At 40.0% G+C, this 24,057-nt stretch carries 24 protein-coding genes; 1 reads left to right on the top strand and 23 read right to left on the bottom strand.

Annotated elements, in window-relative coordinates; all coding sequences use genetic code 11:
• Window positions 1–27: 27 nt before the first annotated feature.
• From ACQKMH_RS13225 to ACQKMH_RS13235, 3 genes are all read right to left on the bottom strand, one after another.
• Entirely contained in the window at window positions 28–612 is a 585-nt protein-coding gene (locus tag ACQKMH_RS13225) for a YdcF family protein (RefSeq protein ID WP_427588504.1), read from the bottom strand.
• A gap of 134 nt (window positions 613–746) precedes the next feature.
• A complete protein-coding gene (locus tag ACQKMH_RS13230) occupies window positions 747–1,532 on the bottom strand; it encodes a serine hydrolase (protein WP_427587928.1) in 786 nt (261 codons plus the stop codon).
• 180 nt (window positions 1,533–1,712) lie between these two features.
• Window positions 1,713–1,880 carry a YezD family protein gene (locus tag ACQKMH_RS13235; RefSeq protein ID WP_230157719.1) on the bottom strand — a complete coding sequence of 56 codons (168 nt, stop codon included), beginning with the start codon at window positions 1,878–1,880 and terminating at the stop codon, window positions 1,713–1,715.
• A 524-nt stretch (window positions 1,881–2,404) separates the two neighbouring features.
• Here ACQKMH_RS13235 and ACQKMH_RS13240 point away from each other — a divergent pair.
• Complete coding sequence (locus tag ACQKMH_RS13240) at window positions 2,405–3,793, top strand: amino acid permease (protein ID WP_427587929.1); 1,389 nt, start codon at window positions 2,405–2,407, stop codon at window positions 3,791–3,793.
• 41 nt (window positions 3,794–3,834) lie between these two features.
• Here the strand turns inward: ACQKMH_RS13240 and ACQKMH_RS13245 are convergent, their stop codons facing one another.
• The 20 genes from ACQKMH_RS13245 to ACQKMH_RS13340 form a co-directional block, all read right to left on the bottom strand.
• A complete protein-coding gene (locus ACQKMH_RS13245; RefSeq protein WP_427587930.1) occupies window positions 3,835–4,806 on the bottom strand; it encodes an aldose 1-epimerase in 972 nt (323 codons plus the stop codon).
• 294 nt (window positions 4,807–5,100) lie between these two features.
• Window positions 5,101–5,400: a YxcD family protein gene (locus ACQKMH_RS13250; protein ID WP_427587931.1), complete on the bottom strand. Its 300-nt coding sequence runs from the start codon at window positions 5,398–5,400 to the stop codon at window positions 5,101–5,103.
• Entirely contained in the window at window positions 5,388–5,828 is a 441-nt protein-coding gene (locus ACQKMH_RS13255; RefSeq protein WP_427588505.1) for a hypothetical protein, read from the bottom strand. The genes ACQKMH_RS13250 and ACQKMH_RS13255 overlap by 13 nt, the downstream gene beginning before the upstream one ends.
• 198 nt (window positions 5,829–6,026) lie before the next feature.
• On the bottom strand, window positions 6,027–7,385 hold the full coding sequence (locus ACQKMH_RS13260; protein WP_427587932.1) for a PcsB-like coiled-coil domain-containing protein: 1,359 nt from the start codon (window positions 7,383–7,385) through the stop codon (window positions 6,027–6,029).
• A 521-nt stretch (window positions 7,386–7,906) separates the two neighbouring features.
• Window positions 7,907–8,971 (bottom strand): sulfate/molybdate ABC transporter ATP-binding protein, encoded by a 1,065-nt coding sequence (locus ACQKMH_RS13265; RefSeq protein WP_427587934.1) that lies wholly within the window; start codon window positions 8,969–8,971, stop codon window positions 7,907–7,909.
• Window positions 8,972–8,982: 11 nt separating this feature from the next.
• Window positions 8,983–9,867, bottom strand: a complete 885-nt coding sequence (gene cysW, locus ACQKMH_RS13270) for a sulfate ABC transporter permease subunit CysW (RefSeq protein WP_427588506.1) — start codon at window positions 9,865–9,867, stop codon at window positions 8,983–8,985.
• An 11-nt stretch (window positions 9,868–9,878) separates the two neighbouring features.
• On the bottom strand, window positions 9,879–10,718 hold the full coding sequence (gene cysT, locus ACQKMH_RS13275; RefSeq protein ID WP_427587935.1) for a sulfate ABC transporter permease subunit CysT: 840 nt from the start codon (window positions 10,716–10,718) through the stop codon (window positions 9,879–9,881).
• Window positions 10,719–10,787: 69 nt separating this feature from the next.
• On the bottom strand, window positions 10,788–11,846 hold the full coding sequence (locus ACQKMH_RS13280) for a sulfate ABC transporter substrate-binding protein (RefSeq protein ID WP_427587936.1): 1,059 nt from the start codon (window positions 11,844–11,846) through the stop codon (window positions 10,788–10,790).
• A gap of 268 nt (window positions 11,847–12,114) precedes the next feature.
• Complete coding sequence (gene nadD / locus ACQKMH_RS13285) at window positions 12,115–12,768, bottom strand: nicotinate (nicotinamide) nucleotide adenylyltransferase (RefSeq protein ID WP_427587938.1); 654 nt, start codon at window positions 12,766–12,768, stop codon at window positions 12,115–12,117.
• Between the two features lie 17 nt (window positions 12,769–12,785).
• The gene (gene kynB / locus ACQKMH_RS13290) at window positions 12,786–13,412 is read right to left on the bottom strand and encodes an arylformamidase (protein ID WP_427587939.1); all 627 of its coding nucleotides are present in this window, start codon (window positions 13,410–13,412) and stop codon (window positions 12,786–12,788) included.
• Between the two features lie 24 nt (window positions 13,413–13,436).
• Window positions 13,437–14,282, bottom strand: coding sequence for a tryptophan 2,3-dioxygenase (gene kynA, locus ACQKMH_RS13295; protein WP_427587940.1), 846 nt, complete (start codon window positions 14,280–14,282; stop codon window positions 13,437–13,439).
• A gap of 17 nt (window positions 14,283–14,299) precedes the next feature.
• Window positions 14,300–15,649: an amino acid permease gene (locus ACQKMH_RS13300; RefSeq protein WP_427587942.1), complete on the bottom strand. Its 1,350-nt coding sequence runs from the start codon at window positions 15,647–15,649 to the stop codon at window positions 14,300–14,302.
• 14 nt (window positions 15,650–15,663) lie between these two features.
• Window positions 15,664–15,786, bottom strand: a complete 123-nt coding sequence (locus ACQKMH_RS13305) for a hypothetical protein (RefSeq protein WP_427587944.1) — start codon at window positions 15,784–15,786, stop codon at window positions 15,664–15,666.
• Between the two features lie 16 nt (window positions 15,787–15,802).
• On the bottom strand, window positions 15,803–15,970 hold the full coding sequence (locus tag ACQKMH_RS13310; RefSeq protein ID WP_427587945.1) for a hypothetical protein: 168 nt from the start codon (window positions 15,968–15,970) through the stop codon (window positions 15,803–15,805).
• 100 nt (window positions 15,971–16,070) lie between these two features.
• Window positions 16,071–17,585, bottom strand: coding sequence for a carboxylesterase/lipase family protein (locus ACQKMH_RS13315; RefSeq protein WP_427587947.1), 1,515 nt, complete (start codon window positions 17,583–17,585; stop codon window positions 16,071–16,073).
• Between the two features lie 305 nt (window positions 17,586–17,890).
• A complete protein-coding gene (locus ACQKMH_RS13320; RefSeq protein WP_427587948.1) occupies window positions 17,891–18,304 on the bottom strand; it encodes a MerR family transcriptional regulator in 414 nt (137 codons plus the stop codon).
• 84 nt (window positions 18,305–18,388) lie between these two features.
• A complete protein-coding gene (locus tag ACQKMH_RS13325; RefSeq protein ID WP_427587949.1) occupies window positions 18,389–20,029 on the bottom strand; it encodes a SulP family inorganic anion transporter in 1,641 nt (546 codons plus the stop codon).
• Window positions 20,030–20,872: 843 nt separating this feature from the next.
• On the bottom strand, window positions 20,873–22,282 hold the full coding sequence (locus ACQKMH_RS13330; protein ID WP_427587951.1) for a GH1 family beta-glucosidase: 1,410 nt from the start codon (window positions 22,280–22,282) through the stop codon (window positions 20,873–20,875).
• Window positions 22,283–22,541: 259 nt separating this feature from the next.
• A complete protein-coding gene (locus ACQKMH_RS13335; protein ID WP_427587952.1) occupies window positions 22,542–23,663 on the bottom strand; it encodes an NADH-dependent flavin oxidoreductase in 1,122 nt (373 codons plus the stop codon).
• 22 nt (window positions 23,664–23,685) lie between these two features.
• Window positions 23,686–23,994, bottom strand: coding sequence for an iron-sulfur cluster assembly accessory protein (locus tag ACQKMH_RS13340; RefSeq protein WP_427587953.1), 309 nt, complete (start codon window positions 23,992–23,994; stop codon window positions 23,686–23,688).
• Window positions 23,995–24,057 lie beyond the last annotated feature (63 nt).

Below are 24,057 nucleotides of genomic sequence, written 5' to 3' on the forward strand. Positions count from 1 at the left end.
GAATTTACATTATGATCTAAACAATGGTCACCACCCGATATACTCTTTTAAATAGTATTTGGTAATGGCCAGATATTCACGTAAATATGATTTCACCAATGCCACTTTTGGTGTCTTAGCCGGCACTCCTTTTATGTCCAATCCTTCTTTTTTGGCCATTTCAACTGCCCGGTAAATATGATAATCGTTACTGACAATCACTCCGGTAGCAGTTGGATCAGGAAGGAGTTCTTTAGAGAAAACAATATTCTCATATGTTGTGGTAGATTTATCTTCCATGATGATACGTCCTTCTTCAATTCCCTGTTCGATTAGCCCCTGTTGCATGGCCTTGGCTTCAGAAATGTCTTCTCCTGGTCCTTTGCCGCCGGATACAATGACTACAGTATGTGTATTCGCCATAAGGTATTCAGCAGCTTTATCGATCCGGTATTGTAAAGATAATGATGGAACCGATCCCTTGACCCTTGCCCCAAGAATAATGAGGTAACCGGCATCATCCGCAATAGGCTTGTGAATGCTTTCTTGAATCTTCATATGTAAAAAACTAAAATATCCTAGTAACACAACAGCACTAATCAGACAGAACTTCCTTGCTTTTTTCAATGTTATTCCCCGTTTCATTTTCGTTTCAACATATAACAGTAAGGCTTAAAAGAGCGGGAAATCTGATTGACTTCCCGCTCTTTCTTCTTATCATAGTGCTACCCTTTTAACCATTCCAAGAGTACTGGATCGGAAACAATCTATTCGGCGACCATATCATCATAAATCAACTTACCAATTTTACTGATTACTTGACGGCTTTCTTCCTCTGATTTTATATCTTCAGTAAGAACGGCAGCATAAACAGTTTGAGATTCTGACCGAATGATTGCACAATCATGGGCAACTCCACGAATTCCACCTGTTTTGCTTGCGATCTTCACTCCTCTGCCCATCAGGGATGGAAGTTTATCTCTCAATTGCTGATTGTCAAATACACGCATAATTCTTTCCTGGCTTTCTTTCGTTAAAAAGTCACCTGTATGTATAGCTTTAAGGCAAGTAATCGTATCTTCCGCGGAAATGATATTGTCCCGCCCTTCCTTTAATGCCTTAAAATCCTGCATTTTCCGTTCAAGGATGGTATTTTTCAAACCAAGCTCCTTGATGCATTGATTAATTTCATCGATTCCCAACAAGCTCATCATCATATTTGTCGATGTATTATCAGAAACCGTTATCATTAAGGTCAATAAATCTTCAACAGTCAAAAAAACTTTATTCGACAAGACATGCAGGACCCCTGATCCCCCAGTCACTTCATTAGGTGGGATTGTCACTGGTTGATTCAAATAGATTTTCTTTTGTTCACTTTGTCGATACCCTTCGATGATCATTGGTATTTTGATCAAGCTTGCCGATTGAAAGGAGTCTGTCTCATGATAACCAATCGCATCCCCATGACCATTTTCAATTTTAAAAGCAATTTTTCCATTAAATGTTTCAACTAAAGCTAAGATATCGTTTTCTATCGTTTGTAAGGTCATCGATTCCCTATTCCTCCTTAAGATAACATCTAATTCCCTTTAAAAACTTCTCTATCCCTTAACTTATTCTACCATGTAAAAAGCAGTACAATCTTCTTCGAAATTCCAGATTGAATAAATTTCTATTTAAGAACGCAAAATAAGAGCCTTCGTATCGAAAGCTCCTTTAATAACTGGTATTCATCTAGCTTTTACAGCCCGCCCCTTCACTAACGGGAATCGTTTCTTCTCAGTTGTATCCACCTGTGTGATCTCCCCATCATGTACGGTTATTATGACGGATCCATATTGTAGATCTTCCAGACTTGAAATAATATGCCTGATTTTCAATTCTTCTTGCTTTTCCATAATATCTCCCCTTTAATACTGGTAATAAAGCTACTGTTTCATACCTAATGTCAAAAAGAGATCGTACGAAAACCACACGTACTCTTCCCACTTTCAATGTCTTCTTGAGGAATTTGGTTTACCTGTTATATCCTCATCAATTTATGTGCGAATAAGAATAACCCGTTCATAGGAACTCCATATTCCCCTCCCTTCACTATAAAAAATAAAAGGCACCCACCATCTAACAGTTTAGATGTAAGGGTGCCTTTAGTTGACTAATCGGCAATATTCAGGAGTTGCTTATGCAATAGGAGTTTCAACACGATAAAATACACTATTCTTACCAACTAACTTGGTATTAACTACTATAATCCAATCTCTTCCTTTTGTCAATAACATACTTTAATTTTCTGATTAATCTGTGTTTTACATTTTACTTATTTACCACTTTACCAAACTAAACTATTTGAGATATACTATTTTAGTATAAGTTGTCCGTAGATAAAACACACATATTGCATTTAAGAAAGGTTCGATTATAAATGGTAAATAAAAAATGGGGTTTATTGATTTTGACCACATTCGTAATTGGAAATATGGTCGGCGGCGGAATCTTTATGCTCCCCGCTCAATTAGCACAAGTATCCAGTCCATTAGGAGCCACAATTGCATGGATCGTTACTGGACTGGGAGTATTTTTAATAGCACTTGTATTTGGTAACTTGGCTGTCCGGAAACCTGAATTGAAGGCAGGGCCTCAAAGTTATGCTCAAGCATTATTTAAATCACCTGCTAAAGGAAGGATCTCGGGTTATAGCATGGCTTGGGGGTATTGGGCCGCGAATTGGGCTGCGACAGCGTCTGTCATCATATCATTTGCTGGCTACCTGTCGACGTTTTTCCCGGTGATGCATAGTACGAAAGTGATTTATACAGCAGGTTCGTTTCAACTCGAACTTGGTAAATTCCTAACATTTGCAGTATGTTCCATTGCCCTTTGGGGAATTCAGGCAATCTTGGTAAGAAGTTTTAACAGTGCTGGGAAAATGAATCTTTTTGCTACAGTTACAAAAGTGCTTGGTTTCTTATTTTTCATCATTGTCACGATATTCATATTTGATTCTTCCAATCTAGGAAATGGTGCTGAATTTTACGATAAAGCTGGTACCTCCATCTCTTTAGGTGCTCAAGTTAATGCTGCTGCAATTTCAACATTATGGGCCTTCATTGGAATTGAAGCTGCCGTCATGCTTTCAAATCGTGCCAAGTCGCAAAATGATGTAAAGAAAGCGACGATTCTTGGTTTATTTATCGCCGTTGCCATTTATATCGGCATTACGTTATTGACAATGGGTGCTATATCACAAGAAGATCTGAAAGTTTCACAAAAGCCACTTGTTGATGCATTACAAGCTGTAGTTGGCTCAAGCGGAACGTATGTAATGGCCGCTCTTGCCGTCATTTCCTTATTAGGATCTACTATCGGATGGATTGTCGTTGCATCTGAAGTTCCTTATCAGGCAGCGAAATCCGATCTTTTTCCGTCCTATTTTGCAAAAGCAAACAAAAATGGCACACCTGTCCGTTCTATGACAATAACAAATATCATGACACAGATATTCTTATTCTCCACTATTTCGGGAACCATTTTAGAAGCTTATAAATTCTCAATGATCGTCGCTACACTCGCTTATTTGATTCCTTATCTTGCATCTGTTTTGTATCAATTGAAATTAGTCATGACTGGGGAAACGTATGACATCATGAAGGGCTCAAGGGTTCGCGATGGCATTATCACCATCCTGGCATTAGTCTACTCGATTTGGGTCATCAAGACAGGTACAGCTGATTTGAAAACATTCATACTTGGCATTGCCTTATATGTCCTTGGAATCGTTCTATACCCACTCTGGATGAAAAAGAAAGCATAACCCTAAACACCTTGGCAAACATATCTGCCAAGGTGTTTTTTTTATATTTCTTTCATCACCAGTTTTGTATTAAGCTGAACGGTTTCCCCTGCGCTTAACTCCCTTAAACCAGTCAATTCGGCCGGTAGATCAAGATTGGGAGCATTCGTTACCCATGTGTATGGTTCAGGGCATACAAATCCCTCCTGATTGAACAATACCCAAAACTTGAAATGTTGATCGCCATGATACACGACTTGTACGCCTGCCTTCTGGTCAGTAAGTGTACATTCGTTTTTCAAATCACTTTCATAGCCAAATAGATCATCAAACAGCCGACCATCCATGCTGAACCCGTTTTGGATTTCCAACGCATTGGCCGTTTCCTGAATTTCACCGGTAGGTAATGACCTATCATTCAACTTCCATTGTTTATTGATGGGAAGTGCTATTTTGCAATCCTCTAACTTACTTTCTGGCCCAAATGGAAAATTGAATACCGTATGATAACCCGCCCCCCATGGAAAGGGTTCAATGCCCTTATTGGTGATTTCCAAATGTATATCCAGTGTTTCACCCATTAAAAACAAAGACATAGTCACGATGAGGTCTTGTGGAAAACAACTTCTTAGATAAGGAAAAACATTGCTTGAAAATTCAGTCTTTATAAAGATTTGATCCCCTTCCACTTCCTTTTTAACGACTTGCCATGGCTTATCATGCAAAAAGCCATGGATATGATTGGATTTTTCCTTTTCATTGATTGGATATTTATAAACGGTGTGCTTATATGTAAATTGGCCATCTTCAATCCGATTGGGAGGAAACAAGATGGGCATTCCGAATAAAATGGGCACTTTTCTATAGTCTTCCAAACTATCAGGTGTACGCAGCACTTCAACATCCTTTCTCTTGAACTTCAACGAAATAAGATTGCTTCCTAATTCCGGTACAAGTATCGCCTCCACTTCTTCATTACCGAATTTTATGGCCTTCTCATTCAAGAAAGTTATATCTTCTATATAACTTGTCACACATTCTCCCCCTTTGGATTGAGCATATATCCATCCTACTTCCACCGACCATGTTTTGCAACAAATGGAATATAAATGAATCAAAACGCGACTATGCTTATAAAACTATTCCATTAATACAAAATAAGTGGTGAGACGATGTTGCTATATCCTACTGAATAAAGGGCAGCCTATCTGATGCCGAGTTTTTTAGTAGTTTTGACTATTATTCTACTTTCTTAATAAACTCCCTTATTACAAAGCGACTAACCTACAAAATAAAAAAAGGGTGCCTATACGGCACCCTTTTTTTATTTATCGATTACTTTCAGTTATTAAAGCGACTATGCCTTCTTCATCATCCAAAACAAGCTCAATACCCGAATATGGATCTTTATTCAAATATTCATCAAGCCATAAGCGAAGCGCTTCAATCAAGTTGATGGTAATTAAAACTTGTTTCCGGCCATCGACAAACGTTTCAGCCGAAAAACCATAATCATCATCATACATTAACTCAACTTCTACCTCATTAGGTTCTACCTGCTTTTTACGAGCAATGTAGACACAAACGGCATTGATGATATCCTGTTCGGAAATCTTTAGCCTCTCCATGGGTTTGTATCCTCTTTCTTCTTCTTATCTTTGAAATATGTGAATATTTTACGGATTACAACCACTAATATAACAACCGCTAACACGTTGATTAATAGACCAAGAATGGAACCAAGCGCTCCCATATTGGCGAATAGGCCACCAAAAAGTAAACCTGCCAGTCCTCCTAGCATAATTCCTTTCATTAAGCCGCCTTTAGCAAATGAGCTTCCACTTTTCGTATCCGTCTTTGCTTTAGTAGTAGCATCTGATTTGTTCGTTTGTTTATTTTGGAAATTCGAATTATTATTGTTGTTGCTATTAAAACTTCTTTTACCTGATTTGTAGCCTCTTGCATCGACTGACTCAGAATGATCTTGGAATACATAGGTGCCGACTGGCGAGAATGCTAGTGTAATCGTAAGTAATGCAGCCATAAATTTTTTCATCATGTTTTTTTGCCTCCGTTTAATAGTATGGAATGCTGTTTCATTATATGTTTTCCTAACTTTACTGAAAGTCCACATCACCTATCCTTGTTTTATCTTATAGTATTTACGTTGAATATCAAAATAAGTTTCACTTTTTTCGATTTTTTTTCAAAAAAAATAAGCAGGGCATTTGCTTCCCTGCTTATTTCTTAACTATTAGTTTACACGAACAACACGGCCATTAAATTTTTCTGCCCAATATCCGCTTCCCATATTAGCAATGGCAACACCTGTTGAACTTTGAGAACCGATAAACTTGTTGCCACCAACATAAATACCAACATGTCCATCCGTTTTATAGGTATTGAAAAATACTAGATCTCCAGGTTGCATTTGGCTTTTAGATACTTGACGTCCTGCACTTGTCAATGCTCCCGTACTAGCTGGGAGATTCACACCAGCTTGTTTATATGCCCATGCAACGAACGCTGAACAATCGAAACGACCGTTCGCAATGTCGGATGCCGTTCTTCCGCCACCAAATTTATATGTGGAGTTACCGATATATTTATAGCCTGCTGTAATGGCAGAGCCTGTATTTGCACTGCTTGGCTTGCTTGATGTTTCAGTTTTACTGGCTTTAGGTTTATCAGCAGAACTGTTTTTAGATGAATTTGAAGATGATTCACCTTTAGACGAACTTGTTGCTGACGCTTCTCCTTTAGACGAGCTTGATGATTCGTTACTAGAAGAATTTGAAGATGATTTCACTTCATCCGCAGCACGGTCAAGTTCCGCTTTTTCAGATGCTTTACGTTCTTCCTCTTTTTTGATGTTTTCACGAATTGATGCAATTTGCGCTTCTAACCCTGCATCTTTATTCTCTAAAGATTGTTTAAGGGCCTCTGTTTCTGATTCTTTCTTTTCAATCTTTGCCTTCATATTAACCATTTCTGCTTTTTGATCTTCAATTTGAGATTGCATGCCTTTAAGTTCTACTTCCATATCTTTTAGGCTTTGCAATTTTTTCTCTACAGTTGCTTGTTTTTTTTCTAAGTCGGCTTTATCCGCTTCCTGTTCACTTAGAATCTGTTGGTCCGCTTCCACAATAGTTGCTACCGCTCCAACACGATTAACAAATTCACCAAAGCTTTTAGAACCTAAAACAACTTCCAGGTACTCAACGTCTCCACCGCTCTCTTGGAATGAACGGGCGCGCTCTTTCAATACTTCTTCGCGTTTTGCGATTCTTTCTTCCAACGCTTTAATTTCTTTCTTTAATGAATCTATATCTTTTTCCGTGTCTGTAATTTCTTGTTTAGTATCTTTAATTTTTTCATCATTTTCTTTCATTGCCGTTTCGATCTGGGCAATTTGGGAATTCATTTTCGATTGTTCTTTTTTCAGTTCCTGAATAACTTGATTTGCCTCTGAAATATCTGATTGTACTCCTGTACGTTCTGATTGAATATCCGAGATAGATGATTCAGCCTTTACTGACGGTATGGCAAAAGCACTTCCTAATCCGAGCATAATTGTCGTGTTCAATATGATAAGTTTTTTCTTCAAACTCATTTCCCCTGCTTTCCTCCCCTTGCATTTCCATCGACCCACTTCTTTTTCTCTATGAAAAATGATTAGTCAAAATAAATTGCTGGGAACTCTTCTCTATTTTTTTATTCGTTATGTAATCTTCTAAGGTTGTAACTATATTAAATACATTTCTAAAATTTCACTATGTTTTTACTTAATTCGTAGTATATCATCACATTTTGTCAAATACGTGATAACAATGTTACAATTACATTTCATTTTTAACATTAAACGTAAAAATTCGACTTTTTCACGTGATATTAGGACCATTATTTTACATGTGCCTCTTCATAACTTTATACAAGACTTTCTATCTAGTGTTTAGCACCTAAGGGCTACAGACCATTGGCAGGTCATACATTCTATTTCGAAAGCATAGCAGCACATTTTAAAGCAATCGACAGCTTATTACCGTTCTTTTAAGGAAAGCTAGTAATATTCCCATCTCGGAAAAAACAAAAAACCGCTCATCAGCGGTTTTTTCGTCAATTTTCGACCTATGTTTAAATTCCAGCCATATAGTCGACAAAGACTCTCAATTCTTTTGGTCGAACAAACACTTCTTCACCTTTCCTTAATTCCAGATTCATATATTGTTCTTTCGTCAGTTCGATTTCAAGCGGTTCGTTTGTATCCTGACGAATTACTTCTATACGGACAATGGGACCAATTGCATGAATGTGGTCAATAATGGATGCAATCGAATCCTTTTCAGATGATTCTCTTTCAATGATAAAATTATGGGCCCTTACATAACCTGTACTCACTCCATCTTCACTGTCAGGGGCATTCATTTCTACATTTCCCGTTACCAATTTCCCTTGCTGTACGTTACCCTTGAAAAGATTGACACTCCCGAGAAAATCATAAACAAATGGATTTTTCGGTTGTTCATATACTTCTTCAGGAGTTCCGATCTGTTCAATTTTCCCTTCATTCATGATAACGACCCGATCAGCAACATCCATCGCCTCTTCTTGATCATGCGTCACGAACACACTCGTAACATTGAATTCATCATGTAGCCTTCTTAGCCAACGCCGAAGTTCCTTCCGAACTTTTGCATCCAATGCCCCGAATGGTTCATCAAGTAAAAGAATGTTCGGTTCAACCGCAAGTGCCCTTGCCAATGCCACACGCTGACGCTGGCCGCCTGATAATTGGGATGGATAACGATCTTTATATCCTTCCAACTTTACGAGTTGAAGCAATTCGGTAACTTTTTCTTCAATCACCTTTTTATTGGGCCTTATTTTTCTTGGCCGGACCTTTAATCCATAGGCAATATTATCAAAGATGGTCATATTACGAAAAAGGGCATAATGCTGAAAGACAAAACCGACATTTCGATCTTTTACATGCTTATGCGTGTAATTCTCTTCATTGAACAGGATATTTCCGTTCTCTGCCTGTTCAAGCCCCGCAATGATACGTAACAATGACGTCTTTCCCGATCCGGAAGGGCCGAGAAGAGCTACGAGTTCCCCGCTTTTTATTTCCAAATTGATGTTTTGAAGAGCCTCATAAGAACCGTAATATTTTGTAATATTTTCAATGATGATACTCATTTCTTTCCCTCCTAACTCGCTTTTGTTGATTTATAGTCAGTTTTCCATTCTATGAAACTTTTAATGATCAAGGTGATGATTGCAAAAATGGACATCAAGGATGCAACGGCAAAGGCTGCTGAAAATTGATATTCATTATATAAGATTTCAATATGAAGCGGCATGGTGTTGGTCATCCCCCGTATATGGCCCGATACGACCGATACAGCTCCGAATTCCCCGATTGTTCTTGCATTGCAAAGTATGATCCCATATAATAATCCCCATTTAATATTAGGAAGCGTTACGTACCAAAATGTCTTAAACCCTCCTGCACCTAGTGTGAGAGAGGCTTCTTCTTCAGACGTCCCCTGACTTTGCATGAGCGGGATCAATTCACGCGCAATGAATGGGAAAGTAATGAAAATGGAGGCGATGACAATCCCTGGTATCGAAAAGATCACTTTAATATCAAAGGATTGCAACATCGGACCAAGTGCCCCATGTAAGCCGAACAGAAGGACAAAAATCAAACCGGCAATGACGGGTGAAACCGAAAAGGGTAAATCAATCAACGTTATTAAGAAGTTTTTTCCCTTAAAATCATATTTTGTTATGGTCCATGCAGCCACTACCCCAAATATGGCATTGAGGGGTACGGTGATGAGGACAACGATCAATGTTAATTTAATGGAAGCCAAGGAATCCGGATGGGCAATGGCGGCAAAATAAGCTTCGGCACCTTTTTCAAAGGCCTTTACAAAGATCGCGACTAATGGGACAACTAAAAACAAAGTCAGGAATAACAACACAATGGAAATAAGGATCCATTGTATGGATTTAGGCTCTTTTGTCGCGTTTCTCGTTATAATGACTGGGTCATTCGTTTTTCCAACCACTGTATGTTCATGTTCCATCATGTCCCCTCCTACTTCCCAGAAAATCTTTTGCCAGTCCACCATTGTAAGATATTGATGGTGAACAAAATTAGAAATGTAATAATAAGCATGACGGCTGCTACAGCGGTTGCCCCTTCATAATCATATTGTTCGAGCTTTGTCATGATGATGAGCGGGGAAATTTCCGTTTTAAACGGCATATTTCCTGCAATGAAGACAACGGATCCATACTCTCCAAGTGCCCTTGCAAAAGAAAGGGCAAAACCCGTCAATATCGCTGGAACCAATTCCGGAAAGATAATTTTAATGAATGTCTGCATTCGATTCGCTCCTAATGAAGCAGATGCTTCTTCCATTCCTTTTTCAATATTTTCAAGCACTGGTTGAACCATCCGCACCACGAATGGAAGACCGATAAATATAAGGGCGATGATGATCCCGGCAGGAGTGTAAGCGATCTTAAAGCTAAAAAGTTGGCCGATCCATCCATTCGGTGAGTACAATGTGGTCAAAGTAATCCCTGCCACGGCAGTCGGGAGGGCAAAAGGCAAATCAACCAGTCCGTCGATGATCCGTTTGCCAGGAAACTCATAACGAGTAAGCACCCAAGCAATTAAAACGCCAAAAACTGCGTTCACAAAGGCCGCAGTTAACGCTGTCATAAAACTTAATTTATACGAAGCGATCACCCTTGGTTCTGTTATGGTCGCCCAGAAATCCTGAAATCCCATTGAAAATGTGTTTAGAAAAACCATGGATAATGGGATCAAAACGATGATGGTGAGATACAGCAGCGTAAAACCCATCGTCAATCCAAAACCGGGTATGGTCCTCTTTTTCTTTCGTTTACCTTCTGTCACTATATTCATCGCTTCGCCCCAGCTCTTTCTTATGATTTATGAAGGAGAAGATGTAAACATACACCTTCTCCCCCATGCTTATTTCGGTTGATAAATTTCGTCAAATGTACCACCGTCATTGAAATGTGTTTCTTGGGCTTTTTTCCACCCGCCAAACTTATCATCAACAGTCACCATATCGATATTTGCAAATTGATCTTCATATTTAGCGAGTATCTTCTCATCCCTCGGACGATAGAAGTTTTTCGCGGCAATTTCTTGTCCGGCATCGGTGTATAGATATTCCAGATAGGCTTCGGCCACTTCCTTGGTTCCTTTTTTCTTGACCACTTCATCGACTACGGCTACAGGAGGCTCAGCTAATATACTGATGGAAGGATTGACGATTTCATATTTATCATCACCGAATTCTTCCAGTGTTAAATAGGCTTCATTCTCCCAAGCTATAAGCACGTCACCAATTCCCCTTTCCACAAAAGTGGTCGTGGCACCACGTGCTCCCGAATCCAAAACCTCCACATTTTGATATAGTTTTTTCATGAAATCCTTCACTTTTGCTTCGTCATTATCATACTTCTTCTCTGCATATGCCCAGGCAGCCAGATAATTCCACCTTGCCCCTCCGCTTGTCTTTGGATTTGGTGTAATGACGGATACATTCTTTTTGATTAAATCATCCCAATCTTTAATTCCTTTTGGGTTATCTTTTTTTACCAAAAACACAATGGTTGATGTGTAAGGTGTAGAGTTTTCCGGTAAGCGTTTCTGCCAATCCGCCGCTAATAGGTTACTAGCTTCGTGTATTGCATCAATATCATAGGCCAATGCCAATGTAACGACATCCGCTTCCAATCCGTCAATAACAGCCCGGCCTTGTTTACCAGAACCGCCATGGGATTGTTTAATGGTTACATCCTGACCCGATTCTTCTTTCCAATGCTTCACAAACGCTTCATTGAATTCCTGATACAGTTCGCGTGTCGGATCATATGACACATTCAATAACTCGACAGACTTTGATTTCCCTTTCTCTTCTCCTCCCGTTTTTTCCGAATTGCATCCTGCCAGTACTCCGAAGGCTAAAATCAAACTTGACAATACCATCAACTTTTTCATGGACTTCCCCCTGTTTTTCACTTTTTTGCAACAAAAAAGGCATACTATTTCCTACTTTATACTTTTATTCAAGGAGATAGTATGCCTTCAGTTTTCTGATCAGAGAATATTCTGATTTTATGTATCACTAACATAAAACAAAGTATACCAAGTTGTCAACTGTGTTTTCATTAATGAATATGTCCTTTTTTTAAACTTATTCTCATATATAAGGCGAAAGAATTTATTGAAATGAAAAGAGCTCAATCTCAACGGAGAGATCGAGCCCTTTAATTACCTAACCAAGCCATTAAGGCTTTGATTCTTTTTGATACAGCTTATTGTCTAAAATATACTGATAACATTGATCAGGCAGTAAATATCTTGGTTCCCCGCCCATCGCGAATTCATCTCTTATATATGTTGAACTAATTTCCATGGAAAGGCCTTTATCGATAAGGTGAAATGTATTGCCATCATCATAATTCCTAAGCAATGGACTTCTGGATATGATTCTCAACATATCTATCCCGTCCCGTGCCATAACGATGAATTTATGATTAGCAATCAATTTTTCCCTGAATTTCCATCGCAGGTGTACCGGTAACTCCTGATTATCAATATCTTCAAGTAAATCGGCACCCATTATAAAATAAACTTCATCCTTTGGGTATCGTGATTTAAAGTATTCCATCGTATACCAAGTATATTGTTTACTCGTCCCAGCCCGTTCATTAATTTCATAATCACTAACTTCGAATATCGGGTTGCCCCTTATTGCCAATCCAAGCATATCCCAACGGTGTTCATTGCTCGTTTTCATCTGTTTATCGATGCGCCCATTTGCGCAAGGCAAAAAAATCACCTTGTCTAGCTTAGCACGATGCGCGATGGTGGATGCTGTCCATAAATGTACATTTGTGACTGGATCGAAGGAAGATCCATAAACTCCAATTTTGCCCATCCCCTATATCCCCCTCATCAGCCCTTCTTTTTCACTACTGCCCTGACGGGGCTTCCGTCCCCTGCCTCTAAAGCAAGGGGCAATGCAGCCAGGTCGTACAGCCCTGGCTCCAAACCTTCAAGGACCAGGCCTTCCAAGATATGAATGCCGCAGTCTGACATGGCATGGTGGGCCGGCAATTCCTTGCTGTCGAGATAGTCAACGGAAGGTAAATCCAGGCCTAACAGCCTCACCCCTTTATTTGCAAGGAAAGGCGCTAATTCTGGTTCAACAGGTGGAATCCAATCCGGAAAACGGCTGAGGTCCTTCCATTGTCCTGTTGCCAGCAACAATCGTTGGACTCCTGTCAATTCGATGCCTTTGAAGGATTCAATGCTGATACTTTCTGTAGCGTCCACCTTTACTACAAGTGCAGTGCCCATATATAAATCAAGATCAAGTTCAATGACTTTTTTTCCATTTCCATCAAAATGAAAGGGAGCATCAATATGTGTTCCTATATGGGTACTCATCCGAATTTCCCCTACATTTACAGATGATCCTTTCTCTATTGATGAATTCAGGGAATATGAATACTTTGTGTCACCTGGCCAAGATGGCGTATTTTCATTCAGCCTCTGAGAAATATCTAACCATTGATTCATATATTTTTTCTCTCCAGTCATTGTTTACAGTTTCGTTCTTAATGTCCAAAGCTCTGGAAAAAAAGGCTGATCGACCACTTTCTTCAGATAGCTAACACCGGACGATCCACCGGTTCCCTTTCTTTGGCCGATGATCCGTTCTACGGTGCTCATATGATTGAATCTCCAGAATTGTTGCTGACTGCCAATATCAACGAGTTTTTCGGCTAACTCATACAAGTCCCAGTATTTATGGACATCACGGTAAACCGTCAGCCACGCACTTTCAACACTGGTATTTATCCGATAGGATTCAGACCAATCCCTGTTCAAAACCGATTCATCAACAGGGAGCCCCCTTTGTGCCAATGCCCCAATAGCCGCATCATAAATGCTTGGTTGATTCAAAGCAGCCATCATCTTCTCATAAAGCTCAGGCTGATGACGGAAAACGGCTACTATTTGCCTATTCTTTTGACCCATTGCAAATTCTATCAACCTATTTTGAGATGATTGAAATCCGGAAGAGTTTCCTAGTTTCTCGCGGAATTCCATATAATCCGAGGGAGTTAAAGTCGAAAGTACATTCCAAGATTGAATAAGTTGTTGTTGGATCCTGGCCACTCTTGATAGCATTTTAAAGGAAGGCTCCAAACACCCTGATTGAATATGGTCCGTCGCTGCAGTCATTTCATGGAGGATTAGCTTCATCCATAATTCACTGGTTTGGTGAATCACAATGAACAACATTTCATCGTGATGACCAGAAAGCAGATGCTGACTTGATAATATTTGATCTAAATGCAGGTAGTCGCCATAGGACATTTCCTTTTCAAAATCAGTTACCATACCTTCTTCCAATCGATGTTTATCCATTGATTCCTTATCCATGCTATCCCAATCCTCCCTTACGTTCTTTTCATTTTCGACATGAATAAATAAACGATGCACAGAAAGATCAGCCAAGGAACACCGAACTGAAGGACGATTTTAAATGGACCAGTGAACCAAGTAGATACAGTCAAAGCAAACAAAAGGAACGCACCAAGAATCGTTAAATACGGAAAACCGTACATTTTAACCGGTAATTTACGTCCTCCTGATTTCTCCCAGCCTTTCCTGAAATATAAATGGGAGATGAACACCATGAACCAGGTAAAAATGGCTCCGAACATCGATATCCCCATCATGAATGCATACGAAGTATCCGGGAGCAGGACCTTTACACCCGCAGCAAGAAATATGCCTAAAGAGGAAATGAGCAGTGCCCTTATCGGGACCCCTTTCCGGCTCACTTTTTGAAATAAGGCGGGTGCCTGCTTCCCCTCGGATAAAGAAAATATCATTCTGGTGGAGGCATATAATTGACTATTCATTGCAGATAAAGCTGCAGTTAATATAATGAAATTCATGATCCCTGATGCAAAAGGAATATTGAGGATCTCCATTACCCTAACAAATGGGCTTTTATCAATCCCAGCGGATTGCCAGGGAACAATCATTAACATGATTCCGATTGTCAGTACATAAAAAGTGGCAAGTCTGAAAACAGTTGCCTTCAAAGCTTTAGGTACAGCAATATCAGGGTCCTTTGCTTCTCCCGCCGTCACCGCAATCAACTCTGTTCCCAAAAAGCTGAAGAGAGAAATAAATATAGCGATCCATAGCCCCCAAAACCCAAATGGCATAAAGCCTCCATCATTGGCATAATTCTCTAAACCGATTCCGCTTGAAGGTTCGGCTCCAATCACCACGTAAGCACCCAGTAAAATGAAAATGACAATGGCGCTTATTTTGATCATGGAAAAAATATACTCAAAATTCCCGAATGCATTGACACTCGTTGCATTTACATAGATAAGCAAGGCAGCAAAAAGGAAGATCCAAACACTTCCAGGTACATCCGGGAACCAATATTTCATATAAACAGCGATGGCGCTCACCTCGACGCCAATTGCAAGGACATTCGCTATCCAATATGAATATCTCACAACAAAACCGGCAAATGGACTTATATATATTTCGGCAATGGTTCCAAAAGATCCCGACGTTGGATAAGCAACAGTCATTTCCGCCAAACAGCCCATCAAAAGAAGGACAATGAATGCACCCAATGCATAGCTGATCAGTACACTGGGACCTGCCGTCGAAATCGCAAGGCCGCTGCCCAGAAATAATCCGGTACCAATTGCACATCCCATTGCAATCATTGTTATTTGATTCGTTGATAATTCACGACGCAGCTTATTTTTCTCCATATGTTGCTCCCATCCTAGGCAATGATTCCCCTTTTATTTTCATATAACCTACCCTCCATGATCTTTTTAAGGACCTGTACCATTTCATACACTTCCTGAAAAGAGGTGTAAAGTGGAACAGATGCTAAACGAATCATGTTCGGCTCACGATGATCAGGAATGATCTTCTAGATTCACCGCCTTACATATTCTAGCATACTCTTGATGTTCAGGAATGATAGGCTCGCCCCTTTTCGAATCATCCTTTGGACTGCCCATTTCAAATCCAGGTTCAGACAACTCCGATTCGAATAAATCCATTAGATATTGCGTCAGCCTCAATAACACACTCCTATTTTTTTACATTTTCACTTCTGCAAACAATTCAAGTGAGCCATTATATATATCCATGTCCCCCTCGCGTTATTCCAATATTTACATTTTACTTATAAATCCCTACGCCTTCCCATGCCAGCCTTATCATTTTGTTGGGATCCTTTTCAATATAATCTTTTTTATCAAAAATCATCGTGTAGTGGTTGGTTTCATCATATCTCGGCCAGATTTCCCCTTCTGGGGGATTGGGGTTCCCATATTTCGCAAAGTTAACCCAATGACCCTGTATTCTATGGGAAACCTTAAGCGCTGCTGGCCTGCAACCATAGGAAGTGATCCATTTGCCCAGTGCCGAGTCGAGAGTCTGGAAGGCAAATGGAATTTCCATACCATGTGTCGCCCCTAATTTACTTAGGCGCATTGCCGGCGTTTTATAGTCAAAACGGTACATCCATGTTTTTTCAAAGCGACTGTATGCCTCCGCATACCAAACCGAAGGAATATGGAAAGTTGCATCACGGCCAATGCCGAGGACCGCCCCCTTTTCAGGGAAGTTCCAATAAGCATTCGTAATTCTCTCTTTTGCCTCCGGGTCAGTATTTTCAAACATTTTATGGATCATCTCTGCATTAGTCGGGATTAAAGGGGGATCCATCTGATCGAATAACGTCGCTTCGTCCCTATTTGTTCCAATAAGCAAGGAAATCCCTTTAGCACTACCGGATCGAATCGATTCAAGTGGATAATCAGGCAGGAAGTCACCGTCGACGACCGGTCCAAATGAAAGGGAGCCTGGCATGGCTTGTGAGTTTTCCTGTAGGAGTTGGTAGGACGCTGTGACAATCTCTTGGACTGGAAGTGTTTTTAACCGATGGATATCATTTTTGCCAATCCCTAAGATATTAAGGAACCTTTCACTGAATTGCTGCGCAAATCCTTTTCCATAAACAGATGTAGGAGCGGGACTTTCTGCAATGGCCTGTTTAAAAAGCCCCCTCGCCGAAGGTACGGTTAGTAAGGTCGTTACGGCATTCCCTCCAGCCGATTCTCCAAATATCGTAACATTTTCAGGGTCACCGCCAAACGCTTCTATATTCTCTTTGACCCATTTCAGGGACGCCACTTGATCACGTAAACCCAAATTGGTTTCAAACATTTCCCCATCTGCTGCCAACTCTGTAAAATCCAAATATCCCAATGCCCCTAACCTATAGTTGATGCTTACAACGACTACGTCTCCATTCTTAGCCAATAAGTGTCCGTTGTACATATCAATAGATCCAGCTCCTGTTACATATGCTCCACCAGGAATCCAAACCATGACCGGACGCTTTTTATCATCAGCTCTTGGCGACCAAATATTCAGGAACAAGCAATCCTCATCCATTTTTTCATTGCCTGCCAGTCCGGTTCTGACTGCCCGATCCATCGGCTGTGGCGGAATGGCACCGAAATCCACTGCATCCAAGACTCCGCTCCAATTTTCAACCTCTTCAGGTGAACGGAAACGCAAAGCTTCAATAGGGGCTTTCGCATACCTGACTCCACGCCAAACGTATATATCGTTTTCCATAGTACCTTGAAGATGTCCTTTTGCCGTCGTTACGATTGACCCAATCATTCACTCCCACCTCACAAATAGTTGTAGTTACTTAAGTTCTTCTTTTTCCATTCCCTTATATCCTTCAACTTTATCGAAAAAAGATTTATCAGGCATTTCAAATAAAATCAAGTTTTACTACCATATATACAAGTTCAGGTCATGCTTAATGGACAGAAACGCAAATTGGGCATATACCACTTTAGGGGTGCCAACATGAATACCCCCTTCACAATGAAAGCCATTGTTTAGTAGGTATTATTAAATGACCAAGACAACAAAAAAAGACCCAATCTGGTCTTTTTTTGTTGAACGCGGCAGCCTGCTTAGGAGAGCATGGCAATGATGCTCAGTAACGACCCGCCCCGAACGGAAAGCTGTTGTGCAGCATATGTCAGCTGCTGTTCATCGAGCTGATCAAGTAAAGGCTTTAATTCCAGCAGTTCATTTTCCAGTTCTTTAAGGTCCGTAGATATCTTGTCCACCAACAAGAGCACTTGCTTCGAATCCACGTTGGTGTCCGACCATACAAGCAACCGTTCTTTGATTTCCGTCAACGGCATATTTTGTTCTTTATACAGATTAATCATTTGAAGACGATTTAGAGCATCTTCGGTGTAATAACGATATCTTGACCCCATTTTTTCATAGTTCAGCATTCCTAATTGTGTGTAATAGTCGATGGTTCTCTTCGAAACATTCGCAAGTTCAGCAAGCTGGCCAATCCGATAGATTTTCACCCAGATAGTCACCTTCTTTTAAAATCTACTGTTAACGATACTATAACATAACAATCCAATAAGGTGACTTCGAGAATGAATCTATTAGACTACTTTATCCGAATTACCATTCAACTGTTTCTTGGCAAAGTACAGGGCATCTTCCCTCGATTTAAAGAAATGCTGTTTTTCTATTTTATGATACAACCCAGTGCTGAGAAGCAATTCCTTTGGTTGCTGCTGGATTCCAGAAATGATCAATTTCCCTTTATATTTTCCGATTCGATTAACAATCGCCAAAAGTGCTGCCTCTGCTGACGTATCCATATATGTTACACGGCGCATGCTTAATACCAAAACTTTCGTCTTATGATCCAGGTTCGCTAATATCGATGACTCCAGGACATCTATTGAACCAAAGAACAGAGGGCCTTCCAAGTTATACACATTGATCATTGAATCCGAATTATCAATTGGAACAATCTCTGTAATCTCATGACTTCTTTCTCTAACCTTTAACGTATGGCTCATTTTTGTAATGAAAGTCACGAATGCAATCAATAAACCAATTCCTACCCCCATGATTAAATCAGTGAAGACCGTGACGAGAAAGGTGACTAGCAAAACGATGGAATCCGCTGTCTTCGTTTTCAGTACATGTGCGAATTCCTTTCTTTCGCTCATATTCCAGGCTACAAACATCAATATGGGTGCCATGCTTGCCAAAGGTATATGCGCTGCATATGGAGATAGTACAAGCAAAACCAACAACACGACAATTCCATGAATGATCCCAGACATCGGTGAGGCTGCACCGCTTTTTATATTGGTAGCTGTCCTGGCAATGGCACCTGTTGCCGGTATCCCGCCGAAAAATGGAGTCGCGATGTTCGCGATTCCTTGTCCAACCAATTCCTTATTACTATCATGCTTGGTCCCCCCCATGTTATCGGCAACGGTAGCGGATAACAAAGACTCGACACCGCCTAACAAGGCAATCATGACCGCAACAGGAAGGAGGGTGATAATGATTTCCACCGAAAGCTCCGGCACTTTAAATTCAGGAAATCCTTTCGGAATCGCTCCATACGTGGAACCAATTGTAGCCACCTTATCGGGAAATAAAAAGTAGGCTGCGATCGTTGATACGAGCAGACCCAGAAGTGGCCCTGGTACCCGTGGCAGAATTCTTGGTGCGAACAGAATGACGATAAAACATATAACCGCAACACCCACACTATATATATTGATCGTATCCGCTTTAATCACCAGTTCCTTCATGTTATCTATAAACGCTTCATGTTTTTCCACCTTCATACCAAAGAAGCTGGCAATCTGCCCCGAGAAGATTATTATCGCTATCCCTGTGGTAAACCCGATGATGACAGGACGGGGAATGAACTTCATCAAATCCCCTAGCTTAAGAAGACCCATCAAGACTAATATCATCCCCGCCAAAAAACCGGCAATGAGCAGACTTTCATATCCATATTGCATAACGATCCCAAATAATAAAGGAACAAACGCTCCAGTCGGCCCTCCAATTTGATACTTGGATCCACCCAGAAGGGAAATGAGGATTCCAGCGATGATCGTCGTATATAACCCATATATCGGTTCGACCCCTGAAGCAATTGCAAAAGCCAATCCTAAAGGGATGGCCACCACACCTACAACCAATCCTGCCGTTACATCTTTTTGAACACCCTTCATGTTATATCCTTGAAATCTAGTATCTTTTATCATTATTATCCTTCTCACATCCTTAATCATTTTTATGTTTGGAACGTACGAACATCAGGAAAATAGATTCTTAGAGGAGTTTTTCGATCAATTACTAGTGAAGTGTAAGCTAAATATTTGTTTACAATAAAAAATGCGAGGGCTCATACAAACTAAAATATACTCGTCATATATAATCTCCTTTTGTTAAGTTATGTGACATGGTTTTCTACTTCGCTTCAACATTATACAGTAAAACGTAAAACTGTACATTACTAGAAATGTTAACATTTGTTTACATATATTTACGTTTGGATTACAATCTAGGACGATACTTCCAGACTAGTTATTTTGAAGCCGGAACTATTGACTATGAAACAGGAGGTTTGAACTTTCGACTATTTCCCTATCCATTCCGTAATGTAGTCTTGAAGCAAATTTGTCCAAACTCAAACAAGAAACTTTAGAAAAATAAAAAGAGCATGTTTTGAAAAAAGTTACTCAAAACATGCTCTCAACTTATTAGATGGATTGATGCTTTTATAACACAGTTTAATAATTTTTCCCTTCAATTCAAGTTGATCTCGCTGAATGGAATCATGTTCGGAAGCATCCTTATCAAATACTTCTATTTTTAAAACAAAAAAGACAGTAGACAAAAGAGTTTCTATCTATTAAAACAAATTTGATTGGAACAGATGTGCGAGACTCCTGCGGGAATTCGCGTCCAAGGAAGACCCCGCTGGCGCAAAGGCGCCGAGGGCGGGCCGCCCTCGGAAAGCGAGTGCCTGGAGTGGAAATCAACGGTCATATTATAAAAACCTAAATAAAAAGAAACCTCTTGATTAATAAGAGGTTTCTTTTTATTTAGAGCTCTTCTCCTCTCGTCTCAATAATATGCTTATACCAATGAAACGACAGCTTCTTTTTTCGATTTAAATGATCTTGATGATCCACGTAAATAAATCCGTATTGCTTTTTATACCCGTTTAACCAACTTAATAGGTCAATGACAGACCATGCATAATACCCTTTTAAATGAATGCCTTCTTTAATCGCACGCTTAATCACTTTTAAATGTTCCTCAATATATTTAATACGAGGAACATCTACTACCTCACCATCAATGATCGGATCCTCATCACCAAGTCCGTTTTCTGTAACATACATTTTAATATCACCATAACGCTCTTTTAACATATGCAGCCCGTCTAAAAATCCTTGAGGTGAGATTTCCCATCCCCATTTAGTATAGGTTTTATCTTCCATTTTCACAGTCCGATAATAGCCATCAAAAGATGGGTTTCCTGGAGCTAGAGTAGAAGTTTCTCGTGAATGCTCCAGGGCTGAAAATACTTCTTGGTTTTTTTCCACGCGAATGGGCTGGTAATAATTAAGTCCAATAAAATCATTTTTTTCCGCATTCCTTTTTAACGTATCTAGTTCATCTTCAGTCCAACTTGGAGTCCAGCCATTTTCCTTTAATTGCTCAACCACATAAGATGGATATTCACCTTTTAAAATTGGGTCATAATACCAAAAGGTTTCATATTCATTAGCATGTCGAGCAGCTAATGCATTCTCATGTTTATCATCTATGCTGTAAGCTGGTAAGAACACATGGGTAATACCAATTTCGCCGTAAGATTTTAGTGCCTTATAGACTTCTACGGCTTTTGCATGTGCATAAAACACGTAATGTGTCGCTTGAAAATATTTAATCTCATCGTTTTGTATACCAGGCGGATGCGCTCCTTTTAAATAGCCTAATCCGCAAAACATTACCGTTTCGTTAAACGTAATCCAATGTTTGACGCGGTCTCCGAATGCTCGAAAACAAATTTCCGCATACTTGACGAAGGCTTCAGCTGTTCGCTTATTCGTCCATCCACCATCTTCTTCAAGCGTCAAAGGCAGATCCCAATGATACAGCGTAACAAATGGAACAATCCCATATTTTAAACATTCATCAATAATATTATTATAAAACTCCAAGCCCTTTTCGTTTACATCTCCGTCACCTGTAGGCAAGATACGCGCCCACGAAATGGAAAACCGGTACGATTCGAGTCCCATTTCTGCCATTAATTTAATATCCTCTTTATAACGATGATAATGGTCTATGGCTACATCTCCATTTGTACCATCATATGTCTTCCCCGGAATCTTTGAAAAAACATCCCAATTCGTTATACCTTTACCATCTTCATCCCATGCCCCTTCTATTTGAAAAGAAGCAGAAGCCGCTCCGAATAAAAAATCATGTGGAAACTGCATTATAAACCCTCCGTCTTTATACCAGCTTTATTTATGTGTACAAATAGTACTGTGATTATCTAGTTTTTTTGGATATTAACTACTTAAACTTCGTAAAAGGTGTAAAGATAGTATCTACAGTAATGGAATGATTAACCCTTTATGATCTTATCACTTAGCACTTCCACCATACTTCACAACAATCGTATAAACATCACTAACAATACCCGTCCTCCGATAAAAAGAGGACGGGTTACCCATTTATTCAAAAACTTTCACTTCACTCCACTACCGGGAGCCAACCTTTTATCTGAATCAATTTTTGCCAAAGCTGATCTGGTATGACAAGTTCCTCCTGATCTTTTTTGGAAAGGGTTGTCCGTATTTCGGATTCTTTTCCGGCCCTGATTTTTTCAATCCAATGCGGTTCCATAAGAAGTTCACGGCCCATGGCGATAAATGGGACGCCCGTTTCCATCGCTTCTGCCACTTCATCTGGACTGTGCAGAGACCCTACACCGACGACCGGAACACGATTGCCTACTTTGTCGTAAATTTTAACGATGCGCGACTTCGTCCTATCACTCTCACGGAATGATCCATTCCAGAAGTGACCTACCGAGATATGTAGATAATCCAGGTTTTGGTTCGCTAATCTATCAACAAACTGTAGCGTATCATCTAAAGTGATTCCCGGGTTGCTTCCTTCTTCTGGAGATATGCGGTAACCAATCATAAAAGGCTTTTGGGCATGCTCGGTCACTGTTTTCTCCACTTCATTCACAACGGTGAGCGGAAAAATCAATCGTTTCCCTAGTGTTCCCCCCCATTTATCAGTACGTCGGTTCGAGTGTGGCGAGAAGAACTGTTGAAGCAAGTACGTATTGGCACCATGTATTTCAACACCATCAAATCCTGCTTCGATGGCCCTTCTTGTTGCTTCACCAAATGCCTTAATAACGTCTTGAATTTCGTCTTCACTCATTTCCCGAGGTACCGGTTCATTCTCGCTTGAAGCAATGGCACTTGCAGAAACTGGCTGGTTATCAGGTAATAATTCCGGCGGGCTTTGGCGACCACCATGATATATTTGTAGAATCGCTTTTGACCCGTTAGATTGAATCGCTTCCGCTAATTTTCTCAAAGATGGGATAAAGGAATCGTCAGCTGCACTAAATTGACCTGGAAACCCCTTTCCTCCGGCAGTTACATAGGCACATGCCGTAATAACGGCACCTACACCTGCCGCGCGTTCCGCGTAATAAGCCAGTTCATCATCGGTTATCAGCCCTTGATCATCTGAAGAATAGGTGGTCATCGGAGCCATCATGATACGATTTTTCACTTCTACACCTGATGAAAATTTATATGGTTGAAAGATCTTTTCGTATTTTTGATTCATGCCAATTCTCCCCCTTTTTTTCTTAATGGTGATGATGTCCGTGCGGTTCTTTAGAAGGGTTCGTAATTTCAAAGCCTTCTTGAGGTACGTAAAAATATTTAATCCAGACACCATCCAGAAATTCCTCACGTGAATCGAGTAAAATATCTATATCTTTATCTGTTTTGACAATTTCATCATGCTCTGTCGGTGTATCTAATTTCATCTCATAATGAGCATGATCGCCATGCATATGCGTGATATATACACGTATCATTTTCCCTTCGGCTTCTTCAGTGCTCAGCATATTTTGTAAAACCTTTGCTGCATTACGATTAATTTTGCATTTCATGTCCATTCCTCCAAAAATAAAATTATCCATGTATAAATTCTACCCAATTAAAGGGTATCAGTA

The sequence above is a fragment of the Peribacillus sp. NPDC097895 genome (assembly GCF_050277555.1).
Lineage (GTDB): Bacteria > Bacillota > Bacilli > Bacillales > DSM-1321 > Peribacillus.